This window comes from Jatrophihabitans telluris (assembly GCF_023516435.1).
GTDB classification, from domain to species: Bacteria; Actinomycetota; Actinomycetes; order Mycobacteriales; family Jatrophihabitantaceae; genus Jatrophihabitans_A; species Jatrophihabitans_A telluris.
The window spans coordinates 2,214,131-2,227,932 of sequence record NZ_CP097332.1 but is presented as its reverse complement, the minus strand read 5'-3'; the positions used below and the strand labels follow the sequence as shown (position 1 = coordinate 2,227,932).

At 68.0% G+C, this 13,802-nt stretch carries 13 protein-coding genes; 4 read left to right on the top strand and 9 right to left on the bottom strand.

Annotation, left to right across the window (positions count from 1 at the left end; genetic code table 11):
- Positions 1 to 6: 6 nt before the first annotated feature.
- A complete protein-coding gene (locus M6D93_RS10435) occupies positions 7 to 1,896 on the bottom strand; it encodes a glycoside hydrolase family 15 protein (protein ID WP_249769094.1) in 1,890 nt (629 codons plus the stop codon).
- A gap of 348 nt (positions 1,897 to 2,244) precedes the next feature.
- On the opposite strand from M6D93_RS10435, the gene M6D93_RS10430 reads away from it, so the two are divergent.
- Positions 2,245 to 3,126 (top strand): DMT family transporter, encoded by an 882-nt coding sequence (locus M6D93_RS10430; RefSeq protein ID WP_347343613.1) that lies wholly within the window; start codon positions 2,245 to 2,247, stop codon positions 3,124 to 3,126.
- A gap of 58 nt (positions 3,127 to 3,184) precedes the next feature.
- On the opposite strand, the gene M6D93_RS10425 is transcribed toward M6D93_RS10430, so the two are convergent.
- The 3 genes from M6D93_RS10425 to M6D93_RS10415 all read right to left on the bottom strand — a co-directional run bounded on the left by M6D93_RS10425 (position 3,185) and on the right by M6D93_RS10415 (position 5,685).
- Positions 3,185 to 3,832, bottom strand: a complete 648-nt coding sequence (locus M6D93_RS10425; protein ID WP_249769090.1) for a VOC family protein — start codon at positions 3,830 to 3,832, stop codon at positions 3,185 to 3,187.
- A 149-nt stretch (positions 3,833 to 3,981) separates the two neighbouring features.
- Positions 3,982 to 4,788, bottom strand: coding sequence for a YaaA family protein (locus M6D93_RS10420; RefSeq protein ID WP_249769088.1), 807 nt, complete (start codon positions 4,786 to 4,788; stop codon positions 3,982 to 3,984).
- 216 nt (positions 4,789 to 5,004) lie between these two features.
- Entirely contained in the window at positions 5,005 to 5,685 is a 681-nt protein-coding gene (locus M6D93_RS10415; RefSeq protein ID WP_249769086.1) for an NUDIX hydrolase, read from the bottom strand.
- Between the two features lie 226 nt (positions 5,686 to 5,911).
- On the opposite strand from M6D93_RS10415, the gene M6D93_RS10410 reads away from it, so the two are divergent.
- Positions 5,912 to 6,520 carry a hypothetical protein gene (locus M6D93_RS10410; RefSeq protein ID WP_249769084.1) on the top strand — a complete coding sequence of 203 codons (609 nt, stop codon included), beginning with the start codon at positions 5,912 to 5,914 and terminating at the stop codon, positions 6,518 to 6,520.
- A 116-nt stretch (positions 6,521 to 6,636) separates the two neighbouring features.
- The gene (locus M6D93_RS10405) at positions 6,637 to 7,689 is read left to right on the top strand and encodes a DUF4192 domain-containing protein (RefSeq protein ID WP_249769082.1); all 1,053 of its coding nucleotides are present in this window, start codon (positions 6,637 to 6,639) and stop codon (positions 7,687 to 7,689) included.
- Between the two features lie 58 nt (positions 7,690 to 7,747).
- On the opposite strand, the gene M6D93_RS10400 is transcribed toward M6D93_RS10405, so the two are convergent.
- Positions 7,748 to 8,410 (bottom strand): iron-dependent transcriptional repressor DtxR, encoded by a 663-nt coding sequence (locus tag M6D93_RS10400; RefSeq protein WP_347343612.1) that lies wholly within the window; start codon positions 8,408 to 8,410, stop codon positions 7,748 to 7,750.
- A gap of 42 nt (positions 8,411 to 8,452) precedes the next feature.
- On the opposite strand from M6D93_RS10400, the gene M6D93_RS10395 reads away from it, so the two are divergent.
- Positions 8,453 to 9,364 (top strand): sulfurtransferase, encoded by a 912-nt coding sequence (locus tag M6D93_RS10395; protein WP_249769080.1) that lies wholly within the window; start codon positions 8,453 to 8,455, stop codon positions 9,362 to 9,364.
- 53 nt (positions 9,365 to 9,417) lie between these two features.
- Here the strand turns inward: M6D93_RS10395 and M6D93_RS10390 are convergent, their stop codons facing one another.
- The 4 genes from M6D93_RS10390 to M6D93_RS10375 all read right to left on the bottom strand — a co-directional run bounded on the left by M6D93_RS10390 (position 9,418) and on the right by M6D93_RS10375 (position 13,800).
- The gene (locus M6D93_RS10390; protein ID WP_249769078.1) at positions 9,418 to 10,437 is read right to left on the bottom strand and encodes a PHP domain-containing protein; all 1,020 of its coding nucleotides are present in this window, start codon (positions 10,435 to 10,437) and stop codon (positions 9,418 to 9,420) included.
- 59 nt (positions 10,438 to 10,496) lie between these two features.
- On the bottom strand, positions 10,497 to 11,507 hold the full coding sequence (gene sigB, locus M6D93_RS10385; RefSeq protein ID WP_347343611.1) for an RNA polymerase sigma factor SigB: 1,011 nt from the start codon (positions 11,505 to 11,507) through the stop codon (positions 10,497 to 10,499).
- A 329-nt stretch (positions 11,508 to 11,836) separates the two neighbouring features.
- Positions 11,837 to 12,283 (bottom strand): D-aminoacyl-tRNA deacylase, encoded by a 447-nt coding sequence (dtd, locus tag M6D93_RS10380; RefSeq protein WP_249769076.1) that lies wholly within the window; start codon positions 12,281 to 12,283, stop codon positions 11,837 to 11,839.
- Complete coding sequence (locus tag M6D93_RS10375) at positions 12,283 to 13,800, bottom strand: DUF7782 domain-containing protein (RefSeq protein WP_249769075.1); 1,518 nt, start codon at positions 13,798 to 13,800, stop codon at positions 12,283 to 12,285. The genes dtd and M6D93_RS10375 overlap by 1 nt, the downstream gene beginning before the upstream one ends.
- Between the last annotated feature and the right edge of the window lie 2 nt (positions 13,801 to 13,802).

The window sequence follows — 13,802 nt, the reverse complement described above, 5'->3', positions numbered from 1 at the left end:
GAACCACTATGACCCATCCTCGTGCGAGATCACGTGCAGGACCGCGTTGATCAACGCCAGGTGAGTGAACGCCTGGGGGAAATTGCCGAGGTGGTGCCCGGTGTGTGGGTCGATCTCCTCGGCGTAGAGCTCCAGGGGGCCGGCCAGCGACAACAGCTTCGCGCACAGTTCGCGCGCGCGGGTGTGCTCGCCGATCTCCGACAGCGCCGACACCAACCAGAACGAGCAGATCGTGAACGAGCCTTCTTCACCGGTGAATCCGTCGTCGGTCTGCTCGACCCGGTAGCGCAGGACGAGTCCGTCGACGGTCAGTTCGTCAGCAATCGCGAGCACCGTGGCGCGGATGACGGGATGGTCGGCCGGCAGGAAGCGGACCAGCGGCGCGAGCAGAAGCGAAGCGTCCAGGGCGGAGTTGCCGTAGGACTGAGTCAGCACGCCGCGGTCGTCGACTCCATGGCTGAGGATGTCCTGCTTGATCTCCTCCGCGGCCAGTTCCCATTGGGCCGCCTCTGCCTCCTGGCCGATCATCGAAGCCAGCTTGGCGCCTCGGTCCACTGCAACCCAGCACATGATCTTCGAGGAAGTGAAGTGCTGGAGTTCGCCACGCACCTCCCAGATACCGGCGTCGGGTTCCTGCCAGTGCTTGAGTGCGGCATTGACCTGCTTGCTGAGAATCGGCCAGATACGCCCGTCCAGGTGATCGGCCGCTTTGGAATGCAGGTAGACCGAGTCCAGCAGCGCGCCCCACACGTCGTGTTGGTGTTGCGTGCTGGCCGCGTTGCCGATCCGGATCGGCCGCGAATTGGCGTAACCGGGCAGGTGATCGAGGGTGTACTCGGCCAGGTCCCGCTCACCTCCGATGCCGTACATGATCTGCAGTTCGTCGCCGGACTCGGCCAGGTCGGCGATGAAGGAAAAGAAGTCGACGGCCTCCCAGTCGAAGCCGAGGGAGTACATGCCCCACAGCGCGAACGTTGCGTCCCTGATCCACGTATAGCGGTAGTCGTAGTTGCGTTCCCCGCCCAGCGTCTCGGGTAGCGAGGTCGTCGCCGCGGCGGCAATCGCCCCGGTCGGGGCGTAGGTGAGCCCCTTGAGTGTGAGCGCGCTGCGCTGCAGGTAGGAGCGCCAGGGGTGATCCGGGAACCGGCCGCGCGCGAGCCAGTGCTGCCAGTGGTGGGCGGTCCAGACCAGGCGTGAGTAGGCGTCGGCGTAGTCCAGCGGGGGCGCCTTCGAACCCCACGACAAAGCGACGTAGCGGACGTCGCCCTGGCGGAGCATTGTCCGCGCGGTGGCTTGGCCCCCTTCCAGTCCGATCCGCATATCGGTGGTCAGGGTCAGCTCGATGTCAGATCCCTCGGCGGTGGCCGTCGCCTGGTGGTACACGTGATCGGTGTAGTTCCAGCGGACGAACTTGCGGCCGTAGTCCATCACCGGTTCACATTCCATGACCGTCTGCACCTCTCCGGACACGCACCGGATGGTGCGCAGGAGGATGTGCTCGGCGTCGTAGTCGGTGGGAGTGCGGCGGTGGGTGTGGGAGAACTCCTGCTCGTGCCGCCATGGTCCGATGACCAGAACATCGCGCACGATGATCCATCCGGTCGCGGTGCCCCAGCTGGTTTCCAGGACCATCGTCCCGGGCAGGTAGCGCCGGGCCGCGGGCACGGACACATCCGACGGTGCGATCCGGAAGCTGCCCGCGTGGCGCCCGAGTGCGGCACCGAAGACACTGGCTGAATCCAAGCGCGGTAGGCACATCCAGTCGACCGACCCACCGGGTGAGACCAGCGCCGTCGTCTCGCCGTCGGAGAGGAATCCATAGTCGGCGATGGGGACGGCCTTCACCCCTGAGGAAGCGCTTTCAGCTGGTGGCCAGGTGGCACCTTCGACGTCCATCCGAACAGGATGGACCATGCTGTGGATCTAACGCCAATCCGACTTTCTTCCAACGCCGCTCGGCCACCGTGGCGGTGACACCACCAACGTGCGACTGCGGCGGCATCTGCCCGAGATGTGGCCGGAAAGTCCCTCGGGGCTCGGCACGGCGGTCGGCTACGTTGTCGGAGCCGTGCGGTTCAATCGACCTCCGACGGCAGTAGACGGCACGCACGGCTGGACGTCAGAACAACGGAGTGGCTCAGAACAGCGGAGTGGCTCAGAACAACGGAGTGCCTCGGCGCGGCGCTCGATGGAAAGGCAGGCGGGAAGTACGTGACACGGCGAGGGTGGATCTTGTTCGCGACGATGTGTGTCGTGTGGGGTCTGCCGTACCTGTTCATCAGGGTGGCGGTCGAACACATTGCCCCGGGCCCGCTGGTGTTTCTACGGACCGGCCTCGGCGCGCTCGTTCTGGTGCCGGTGGCCGTGTCGAAGGGGCAGCTGCGACCCGTACTGGCTCGTTGGCAGTGGCTGCTCTTGTTCGCCGTGGTCGAAGTGATCGTGCCCTGGCTGCTGCTGTCGGACGCGGAACGGCACCTGAACTCATCCCTTGCCGGCCTCTTGGTCGCGGCCGTGCCACTCATCGGCGCCCTGATCGCGCGGTTCAGCCGCCACGGGGATCGCGTCAGTCCGACGCAGCTGCTGGGCCTGTTGGTCGGCATCGGCGGCGTCGCGTGCCTGGTCGGGCTGGACTTCGGCGGCCTGCGCGTCTCGGCGCTGCTCGAGATGGGGGTGGTCGCGATCGCCTACGCGGTCGGACCGGTGATCCTCGCCCGGACACTCTCGGACCTGCCCAGCCTGGGCGTCATCGCCGCGGCGCTGTCGGTCAGCGCCATCGTCTACCTGCCGTTCGCGATCGTGCAGCCACCGGACCTCAGCCGGGCCTCCACCATCACGAGCGTGGTCGTCCTGGGTCTGGTCTGCACCGCCGCGGCGTTCCTGCTCTTCTTCGAACTGATCGCCACCATCGGTCCCACCCGGTCGACGGTGATCACCTACGTCAATCCGGCGGTAGCGCTCGCTCTCGGCGTCGCTGTGCTGAACGAGCCCGTCACCACCGGCATGATCGTCGGCTTCCCGCTCATCCTGGCCGGGTCCGTGCTGGGAGCCCGGGGGAGCAGGCCACCGGCCCAACCGGAACCCTTCGGCGAGTCAGTCGGCGATCAACCGGCCGTGACGCGCACCTGAACGTAGCGGCACGCTCCTGGCCGCTGACCGACACAGATCGGTCGCCAGGACACGGGGGTCAGTCAATGACTACGACACCGTGCGTCGTGGTGAAATGAGCCGCGACGATCCCGGACTCGCCGTCGTTGTCGTCGAGTGAGAGCCACTTTACCTTCAGGTTCTCCAGTGCGGCGGTGGCTTCCTCCCCGAGGAAACCGGTCACGAATTCGCGGTCACCGGCGATGTCGAGTCGCTCCAGGTTGACGGTGCCGCCCGCGGATGCCGGATGGTGGACCTTCTCGGAGTCCCAGTGGATGAACCAGGGCAGCTGGCGCTCCTGCGCGGCGTCGTTGATGCCGATCTGGCGCCATCTCAGGTCGTAGCCGTCTGGTCGCACCCGATGGCCGGCAGCAGCAGGCCGGCCGAAACGGTCCTCGAGGACGCCGATGTCGGACACGCCCACCACCCACGACAGCCAACCGCCACCGGCCTGGCTGCGTGCACGCACCGCGCGGCCGAAGGGCGCTCGCTCAACGGCAGGGTGGTCCAGTGCTTCGACGATTTCCAGGTACACGCCGCCCTTGAGGGCCAGTACGAAGTTGCGGGTACCGAAGCGCGGGTGCAGGCCGCCGTCGGTGAACCCGGCGCCGAGATGGGATCCGAGTCGCTGAACGCATGAGGCCAGGCCTTCTGGGCCGGCTGCGTAGGAGAGGTGGTCCAATCGCATACCCCGATAGTGAACCTGCGACCGGTGACCGCCAGCACCGGGGTCGTGCACGCTCGGCGAACTTGAGGTGTTATAGCCCACGCGCCGAAGGCGCGGCGACCACGGCCCCACGACGTCAGCGGTGGCCTGTCGAGGTGACCGGACGCTGGTCAGACGACGGTCGACGTCGCGCTGTGGAGCTCGAGCACGACGCCGTCCTTGTCCGCGCTCAGCACCGCGTCCTTGCCTCCGGCAGCCGACCAGAGTGCGGCTAGGTCCTCTGCCGTCGCGGGCGGTCGGCCGGCGGCACTCGCGCGCACGATCGAGTCCGCGAGCACACCCTTGAAGAACTTGGACGGGAACGAGATGACCGCCATCGTCGCGTCCGGTCTCGGAGACAGAATGCGGACCCGAACGACTCGGCGCGCCAGGGACGACGACCGCTCAGGCCGCCACATCGCCGCATAGTCACTGGAGCGCAGATCTATGACCAGACCGGAGCGCAACAGGGGCGGCAGGTGCTCGGCCAGCCACGGCCTCCAGTACGTTCCCGTCGTCCCGACGCCGGGCAGCACCGCCTTGGCCGGCACCCGGTAGTCCGGAACCGGAGCACCTCCGGCCACCACGCCGAACAGGCCCGAGAAGATCAGGACGCTGCGGTCGGCGCAGCGGCGCTCGGCGGCGTTCCAGGCCGCGCAACGCATGCCGTCGTACACGACGCCCGCGTAGCGGTCCAGAGCAGGCCTGGTGGGGGCGTCGAGCAGCATCGCGTTGGCCCGGACGGCGGAGTCGATTACCGACGTCGGCAGCGCAAGTGCATGGGCGATGTCGGCGCGAGAGCGGCTCAGCAGGTCGTCCAGCGCCCGTATGACCTCCGCCCGTGGTTCGGACAGAGGGCCCTGACCAGTGCGTCGCCGAAGCGATCGGCCGCCGCCGCCGGTGGTCTTCGACTCGCTCGGCGGAAGCAGGATGTGCACCCGGTTACGGTAGCCGAGCTCACTCGGCGGCGGATGTGTACGGGGCGGCGCTGGTGATGGGCGAGCGGGAGGGCACTGTGATCCCACCTGGCCAGGTTGAAGCGTGGCAGGACAAAACCGGTCTTGCGGTTTCTTATCCCTGTTGATCGCGTGGCCCGAGCTGTGTTGGATCTGGTGAGCGGGCCCTGCTCAGCCCGAGCCAGTGGGCCCACACCTTCAGCTCAGCAAGTCGAGATCCCGCAAATCCAGCGCGATGAGCACGTGGGACTGTTCGTCCGCGGTCGCAGCGCGCCGGACCGCCTCGTCGAGATCGGCCACCTCGATGATCTGCGGATAGATCCGGTGAACCGACGTGCGCTGGGTCAGCGGCAGCCGGTCGATGCTGATGCCGTGCGCGCGCAAGCCGTCCAGCACCGCCTCGTGGCGGGTGGCCGGACCAACGAGGAGCCGAACGGTAGGCGGCAACTCCCGCAAGGCCGTCCAGGCTGAGGCGAAGCCGTGGTGCAGCGAAAGTCGGGCGACCACGTCGACGGACACCCACTCGACACTCACGCTCTCGGCGTTCGCCGCGTGTGGGTCCAGCGGCCGGGTCGGGACCGCAACGACCGTGGTGTAGCTCCAGCCGCCGTGATCGGCGATGTACGCGCCGATGGCCACGACGTCGCCGGGCTCCAGATCGGCTTCTTCCCGTGCCTCCCGCAAGGCTGCCTGCAATGCCGTCTCGTGCGCGTCGCGTGCTCCGCCGGGAACGCCCCAGCTGCCACCCTCGTGAGTCCAGGGGGCGCGGTGCTGCAGAATGACGCGGTCACCATCGGTGATCAAGATTCCGGCTGCGCCGTATCGGCCCCAGTGCCGGTGACCGAGCGAGCAGACCGTCCACCCATCACCGGTGTTCATGACTGCCTCCGCTTCGCAGACAGGGGACGGGTCGGCAGCAACCGGACGGTAGGTGACGTCGGCCCGCCAGGTCGCCTCTCGGCAGAAGGCCGCTCGTGGCGGCAGTTGTGGGACCGGGGGCCATGGATCGGACCGACGCCAGTGACCACTCTAGCGAACATGCGGGTTGTCATCGGGCACGGCGAAGTCGCGGGTGGGTCATCGGGAGCCCAGCTAGGCTGATCTGGTGAATGAACCTGCCCGCCATCATCGGCCGGTCCGTCGCGCTGACCTGACGACGCTGCTCGACGGATTGTCGGCGACCGAGCCGTTCGGCCGGGAGGAGGTGGCGGAGGCCACCGCGGCCGCGGTCATCTCCCACGGTCGGTCAGGTCAGTCGGATTCACTCGTCGACCTCGCCGATCGGGTTGGTCTGCAGACTCTGGCTGAGCTGTGGCGAGACAGCGAGCCGGACACGCTGGCGGGCGCGCTGTGGGCCCTGTACCTGCTGCGGACGTGGTGCCAGACCAATGGTGAGGAAGTCACGCGGCTTTGGCGGGCAGGCAGGCCACTGGCCCCGGCTGACGAAGTCGTGGCTGGCGTGGCGGACTTCGCTGACCCGCAGGCGATCCTGTCGCTGGCCGAATCGGTGCTCAGCGGCGCCTATCGAGGTGACTTCGCTGTGGCATTGGAACGGGCGGCGGCATTCTTCCGCATCGTGTCCCTCGGCCGAATTGAACGTGCCGACGACGGCCCGGACGGCGACCGCGCGCGAGAGCTGGCCTCGCGCAACGCAGCAGTAGCTGCCGGCTTGACCGCCGCGGCCCGACGTTGGCGGGCCGCGCCACTGGATTGACGGTGCGCCGCTAGGCCCTCCGGCGAGGTCGCTCGCCCTTGTCCACAAGGCCGATCGTTGTCCACAGTCGCGGGATTGCCCATCGTGGGCGGGTCGCGACGGGGCAGGGTCGAGGCATGCAACCACAACGCGGACGCGCAATTCCTACCGCAGCGCTGGCGACCGCTGCCGACGTGATCGACATCGTGCCGTACCTGCTGGGGTTTCACCCGGTCGAGAGCATCGTCATCGTCGGCCTGAGTGAGCGAAACGGCCGTGCGCCCCAGGTCTGTCTGACCGCCAGGTGCGACCTGCCACCCGCGCCGATGGACCCCGGGGCCTTCTCGCCATTGGTGGCACCTCTGGCGTCCACCGACAGCGACTGCGTGGTGGCGCTCGTCTTCACACACCACCACCCCGCCGCCTCCGGTGACGTCCCACAGCACCTGCACGACGTCGCGCTGGCCTGCGCACTTGTCGGGCTCTCGGTCGTCGACCTGCTCGTCGTGGGGCAGGAACGATGGTGGTCGCTCACGTGCACCGACAGCGGCTGTTGCTCACCCGGTGGCAACGAGCGGCGAAGCACGTCCGCCAGTGCCGAGGCCGTGTTCGCCGGCCTCGTCGCGTTACCCGACCGAGAAGCGGTCCGGGGGCAGCTGGCCGGACAGACCCGGCACGAGCGAGACAGGCTCGAACCGGCATTGGCGAAGGCGGAAAACCGGCTCACCGAGGCTGTACTGAAGGGCCGCCTCAGCACGAGTCTTCGCGCGGACCTGCGTGCCTTCACCGCTCGGCTTGATCGACATCCGACCGAAGGCACAGCGGGCAGGGCGATGACCCGGGCAGAGCTGGCCCGCTTCGGCGTTGCGCTCACCCACGTCGAGGTGCGTGACGAGCTCTGGTTCCGGGTCGACGAACGATCGGTCGACGCCGACGACGCGCTGCTCGAGCTGTTGCGCCGCCTGCCACCGCCCTATGACGCCGTCCCGCTGCTGCTGTTCGCTTGGTCCCAGTGGCGTAAGGGCAACGGCACCCTGGCAACTATGGCCGGTGAGCGGGCACTGGACTCTGATCCCGGGCTCTCAGCGGCGAGGGTAGTGCTCGATACGGTGCAGTTGGGACTCAACCCGGCGCGAACGCCTCCGCTGCGCTCACCCAGCGCGAACGTCGGCACCCAGCGCTTCGGATGAGCCGCGAACAGGCCGGCGGGGCAGAAGCCGACGCCGCAATCCCTGTCCGGCCGATCGGTCAGGCCGGGACAGAGACGAAGATGCCCTGCGCCACCGGGGCCAGCAGGAGCGTGTCGTGTTCGCCCTCGACGACCTGGTATCCGCCGCCGACGGCCTCGACCGTTACCGTCCGCCCGGGCACCAGGCCTGATGAGGACAGCAATCGCATCAGCTCCGCGTCCGGCTGCAGGTTCTCGCTGATCCGCTCGACCCGCACTGTGGCCTGGCCAGCTCGCGCCGATTCGGCCAACGTCGGCAGGACGGCGGTGTCGACCAGGTGCCCGAAAGGCAGCCCCAGATCCTCCAGGCCCGGGATGGGGTTCCCGTGCGGACACACCAGCGGCTTGTCCAGCAGCGCGACGATGCGTCGTTCGACGGCATCGCTCATCACGTGCTCCCAGCGGCAGGCCTCGATGTGGAGCTGGTCCCACTCCAGACCGATGACGTCGTGCAACAGGCGCTCGGCCAACCGGTGTTTTCGCATGACCGCGGTCGCGAGGTGGCGTCCGTCATCGGTCAACTGCAGGTGCCGGTCGCTTTCGACGTGCACCAGGCCGTCGCGCTCCATCCGAGCCACCGTCTGGCTCACCGTCGGGCCCGATTGTCCGAGTCGCTCGGCGATCCGCGCGCGCAGCGGCGTGACGCCTTCCTCCTCGAGCTCGTAGATGGTCCTGAGGTACATCTCGGTGGTATCGATCAGATCGCTGTGGTGGTGGGTGTTCACGTGCCGACCTCTTTCCTGCGCACGGCCAGCCGGTCTCGTGCGGTCCGATCCATCCATGTTAGAACCGATGCCATGAGCGAGAACTCCCACACGGCGCTGATCAGCGTATCCGCGCTCGCCGACAGGCTGGCCGCAGCTGCGCGACCGGTCATCCTCGACGTTCGCTGGCAGGTCGGCCGGCCGCCCCTTCGCAATGACTATCTGAGCGCGCATATTCCGGGTGCCCACTTCGTCGACCTCGATGAGGATCTGGCCTCCTCGCCCGGCCCGGGCGGCCGCCACCCGCTGCCTGCTCCCGACGACTTGCAACGCAGCCTTCGTCGATGGGGTATCGAACCGGATTCAACGGTGATCGTGTACGACGGAAACTCCTCGATGGCCGCCGCGCGGGCGTGGTGGGTGCTGCGTTGGGCCGGTTTGGCGGACGTTCGCGTCTTGGATGGCGGCTTCCGGTCGTGGATCGAGCGCGATCAAGCCGTCGAATCGGGGCCTGTAACCGACGCCGAGGGCTCAGTGCAGGTCCGTCCCGGCGGCATGCCAACCCTCGACGCGGACGGTGCCGCTTCCCACGCCGATGCCGGACGCCTCGTGGACGTCCGAGCACCGGAACGCTTCAGCGGCGCGGCGGAACCGATCGATCCCGTGGCCGGCCACATCCCCGGTGCGATCAACCAACCGACGACCGAGAACATCAACGCCGACGGCACGTTCCTGTCGGTGGCACGGCTTCGGCAACGATTCACCGACCTCGACGGCGCGCCAGTAGGCGTCTACTGCGGGTCAGGCGTCACCGCTGCTCACACGGTGCTGGCTATGCATCAGGCCGGGATCCAGGCCAGCCTGTACCCCGGGTCGTGGAGCGAATGGATCACCGACCCGAACCGTCCGGTCGCTACCGGCGCGGCCGGGTAGCCGCGCACGCCACCACCGGCCCTGGTCTGTACACAGGCTGGTGTGGCGTGGGGTCATCCTCGGCGCGACCGTGACCACTCGCGCAGACGTTCCAGCGGCCAGGTCGTGATGATTCGGTCCGGATCCAGGCCCGCAGCCGACGCCTTGGCCGCGCCGTAGGCCAGCCAATCCAGCTGGCCCGGCGCGTGGGCATCGGTGTCGATGCTGAACAGGCAGCCGGCCTCGACGGCCAGGGCGAGCAGGTCCTCCGGCGGGTCCAGCCGTTCCGGTCGAGAATTGATCTCCACGGCCACCTGGTTGTCCGCGCACGCCGCGAACACGATGCGCGGGTCGAACTGGCTCTGTGCCCGTTTCTTGCCACCGATCAGCCGTCCCGTGCAGTGCCCGAGAACCATCGTTTGCGGCTGCGAGATCGCAGCGACCATCCTGCGCGTCATCGCGCTGCTGTCCATGGCCAGCTTCGAGTGCACGGACGCCACGACGACGTCGAGTTCATCGAGCAGGCTCGGTTCCTGATCTAGCGTCCCGTCGTCGAGGATGTCGACCTCGATACCGCTGAGCAATGCGAAACCACCCAGGCGCGGGCGCAGGCTCGCCAGTCTGGCCAGTTGCTGGCGCAGCCGAGCCGCCGTGAGGCCGCGAGCCACGGTCAGTCGCGGCGAATGATCGGTCAGCGCCTGATAACCACGGCCGAGTTCCAACGCGGTAACCGCCATCTCCTCGATCGGGCTACCGCCGTCGCTCCAGTCGGAGTGGCTGTGCAGGTCGCCACTGAGCCGGCTCAACAGCTGCCTCGCGGCTGGGTCCAGCGAATCCGCCGGGGCCGGCGTCTGCTCCAGCAAAGCCAGCCGCTCAGGCACGTGCCCCGCCAGCGCCTGGTCGATGACCTCGGCCGTCGCCGGGCCGATTCCGGCCAGGCTCGTGAGCTCGCCCCGCGCGGCTAGGCTTTCGATCTCCGGCCGATGGTTCACAACGACAGCAGCAGCTGTTCGGAACGCCTTGACCCGATATTCCTTGGCCAGCTCCCGCTCCAACAGAAACGCGATCCGGCGCAGCGCATCCAGCGGGTCCATTTCGGACACGCTAGCGAGCTACGCCGGATCGCGGCAAAACTGGCTCAGGCGGTGACGGGTCAGTCCTCGAGGTAGTCCCGCAGCGACTGCGCTCGGGACGGGTGGCGAAGCTTGGCCATGGTCTCCCGCTCGATCTGACGGATCCGCTCGCGTGAAAGGTTGAACTTCTTCGCGATGTCATCGAGAGTGTGCGGGTTGCCGTCGGCAAGGCCGTAACGCAAGCGGACGACGGCCGCTTCCCGCGGCTCGAGCGAGTCCAGAACCTGCGAGAGCTGCCGGCGCATCAGATCGAACTCGACCGCCTCGGTGGGCTTGGTCGCCTCACTGTCGGCGATGAAGTCACCAAGGGAGGAATCCTCTTCCGCACCGACCGTCTGATCCAGGCTCACCAGATCACGAGCGTGGTCCACCAGCTCGTGCAGCCGGTCCACGTCGATGTCGAGCTCGTGGGCCAGTTCTTCGTCGGTGGCGTCCCGTCCGAGGCTCTGGCCCAGCTCACGGCGCATCCGTTGCATCTTGTTGATCTGCTCGACCAGGTGAACGGGGAGCCGGATCGTCCGGGACTGGTCGGCCATCGCGCGCGAGATGGCCTGGCGGATCCACCACGTCGCGTACGTCGAGAACTTGAAGCCCTTGGTGTAGTCGAACTTCTCCACCGCGCGGATCAGGCCCAGGTTGCCCTCCTGGATGAGATCCAGGAACGGCATGCCACGACCGGTGTAACGCTTGGCCAGCGACACGACCAGGCGCAAGTTGGCGCGCAGCAGCAGGTCCTTGGCGGTCTCACCGTCGGCGACCAACGCCTGCAGTTCACGACGACGCGGAACCGACAGGCGCTTGGAGGTGCTGATCAGGTGCGAGGCATAGAGCCCGGCCTCGATCCGCTTCGACAGCTCGACCTCTTCAACCGCCGTGAGCAGCGAGACCTTGCCGATCTCGTTGAGGTAGGAACGGACCAGATCGGCAGCCTGGACGGCTTCGTCGAGGTCGGCCGTGGCCACACCGGCGGCGAACGCCGACTCAGCAGGCTCCTCGATCGTGTCGACCGCGACCTCGGCCTGGGCGGTCATTACCGGCTCCTCGGTGGCGGTTGCAGTCTTGGCGCGGCTGGTCCGGTGGCCGGGCAAGGTTTGGGAAGCCGGCTTGCGTCGCGAGACGCTCGTCTTGGTGGTGGTGGTGGCAGGCTGCGTCACGTGAAGAATCCGTCCGCTCATCGGGGGCGTGTTGTCCCACCCTTTACAACGATTCGTAACGGTCGTTGTTCCCGGATCGGATCGACCTATGCTGTAGGGGACCTGTGAATCTGGGCGACGACTGACCGCGGGCTGCGTCGTCCTCCAATACGGTCCTCAGGCAGCCGTGGTTCACCCCGGTCGGCGCATTCCCGCGTCGGGACCACTCAATGGTCGGGGTCCAGATCGACGAGCACCGTCATCGGTCCGTCATTGACGCTCTGGACGAGCATCTGCGCACCGAAACGCCCCGTCGACACCGAGATTCCCCGTTTCCGCAGCCCGGCCACGACGGCCTCCACCAGAGGCTCGGCGACGTCGGCGCCTGCCGCGGCCACCCAACTCGGCCGTCGCCCGGTGCGGGCATCGCCGTACAGGGTGAATTGGCTCACCACGAGCACTTCACCACCGACGGCGCTCACGCTTGACTCGTCGCGATCGCCGTCGCGCAAAATGCGTAGATTCGCGACCTTGTCGGCGGCCTTGTCCGCAACCACGGCATCGTCACCGGTGCGGACACCAACGAACACGAGCAGGCCCACCCCGATGCTGCCCACGACTTCCGCCGCGACCAGAACCTGGGCTGAGCTCACCCGCTGGACGAGGATCCGCATCAGTTCTGGGCAACCGGCAGCAGAAACCCGCGTTGCACCAGATCACGCAGCATCGGTGATGCAATCCCGGCAAGCTCACCCGGGTCCACTGCGTTCGTCGCCGCGAGCACGTCAACGAGTGCACCCAGCGGCAGTCCTGATGCGGTGGCCGCCACCAAGCCCGCCATGGCCGGATCCACTTCAAGCTCCCACCGCAGGCCGCCGGACTGGCGCAGCTGGGTCAGCGCCGACACCCACCCCTCGGTCCCGAGCAGCGACCGGTCCTCCAGGACGAGTCCGGCCGCGGGCGTGACTCGCTCCCGCAGGAGCTGGGCGTCATCGCGCGCGCCGAGCCATCGATGGCGGTAGAACCACGCTTCGATCTCGTCGCCGGCGAAGGGCTCGTAAGCCTGCGGCAGGTCTTCGCAGACCACGCTCGCCGCTTCGCCCGTCCGGACCATGCTCACCAGCCCCATGCCGACCGCGAGCACGCCCTCGGTCTCGAACCAGTCCAGCCACGCCTCGTAGCGGCGCGTCCAGGCCGGGCTGCCGGGCTGCTCGCCAGAATCGCGCAGCCACAGGCTGACGTACTCGGCTGGGTCGGCGACCTCTCGTTGCCACACCCAGGCGGCGCACCTGGAGTCCGTCAGCCATCGCTGGAGGCGGCTCGACCACTCCTCCTCACCCGTGACAGCCCAGTTCGCGAGCAGCTGCGCGCGACCTCCGGGATTCAACAGCGCAGGCAACCCGCGCACCAGAGCCTCGCTGACCGAGTCCCCGGCCATCCCGCTGTCGCGGTAGGTGAACCCGCCGTCGTCGACGGAGAACCCAGGACCGACGATGAACGGCGGGTTGCACACGATCGCGTCGAACCGTTCGCCCGCCACGGGTTCCAGCAGCGAGCCCCGTCGAAGGTCGAGGTCGATGCCGTTGATGGCCGCGGTCGCGGCCGCCATTCGCAATGCCCGCTCGCTGATGTCGGTGGCGGTGATCGATCCGGCGTAACGCGACAGATGCAAGCTCTGCACACCACATCCGGTCCCGATGTCCAAGGCCCTGGCAACCGGCGCCCGCATCGTCGCCTGCGCGAGCGTTGTGGCCGCCGCGCCGATGCCGAGCACGTGATCGGGACGCAGCACGCCGGGGCGCACGTCGGCACCCAGATCCGAGACGACCCACCAGTCCGGGCCGCCGGCCTCGGAATAGGGACGCACGTCCAGCGCGGCGTGCACCTGCCCGGCGCGGCGTTCGAGTACGCCCACAGCCACGGCCGCGTCGACAGACCAGGGTGAGATCGCCGCTGCGGCCTCAGCTTCGCCCACCGCGGCTCCGAGCACGAACAGGCGCACCCAAGTACCGGTGGGCCCGGCGTCGCGAACCGCGCGCGCCGCACCGTCCAGGTCCCCGCGGGCCAGCGCCGCCTGGCCGGCCAGCCCCAGCGCCTGCGACGTCGCGACCGAGGAAAACCACCGATTGAGGGCCTCGGTGAGCATCATGAGGTCGGCCTGCGGCAGCAGCGGGCGCGGCGCACCGTACACGC

Coding starts and splice junctions, on each gene's coding strand:
- M6D93_RS10435 (WP_249769094.1), bottom strand. CDS start 1,896: ATGGACGTCGAAGGTGCCACCTGGCCACCAGCTGAAAGCGCTTCCTCA.
- M6D93_RS10430 (WP_347343613.1), top strand. CDS start 2,245: ATGTGTGTCGTGTGGGGTCTGCCGTACCTGTTCATCAGGGTGGCGGTC.
- M6D93_RS10425 (WP_249769090.1), bottom strand. CDS start 3,832: ATGCGATTGGACCACCTCTCCTACGCAGCCGGCCCAGAAGGCCTGGCC.
- M6D93_RS10415 (WP_249769086.1), bottom strand. CDS start 5,685: ATGAACACCGGTGATGGGTGGACGGTCTGCTCGCTCGGTCACCGGCAC.
- M6D93_RS10405 (WP_249769082.1), top strand. CDS start 6,637: ATGCAACCACAACGCGGACGCGCAATTCCTACCGCAGCGCTGGCGACC.
- M6D93_RS10400 (WP_347343612.1), bottom strand. CDS start 8,410: ATGTACCTCAGGACCATCTACGAGCTCGAGGAGGAAGGCGTCACGCCG.
- M6D93_RS10390 (WP_249769078.1), bottom strand. CDS start 10,437: ATGGACCCGCTGGATGCGCTGCGCCGGATCGCGTTTCTGTTGGAGCGG.
- sigB (WP_347343611.1), bottom strand. CDS start 11,507: ATGACCGCCCAGGCCGAGGTCGCGGTCGACACGATCGAGGAGCCTGCT.
- dtd (WP_249769076.1), bottom strand. CDS start 12,283: ATGCGGATCCTCGTCCAGCGGGTGAGCTCAGCCCAGGTTCTGGTCGCG.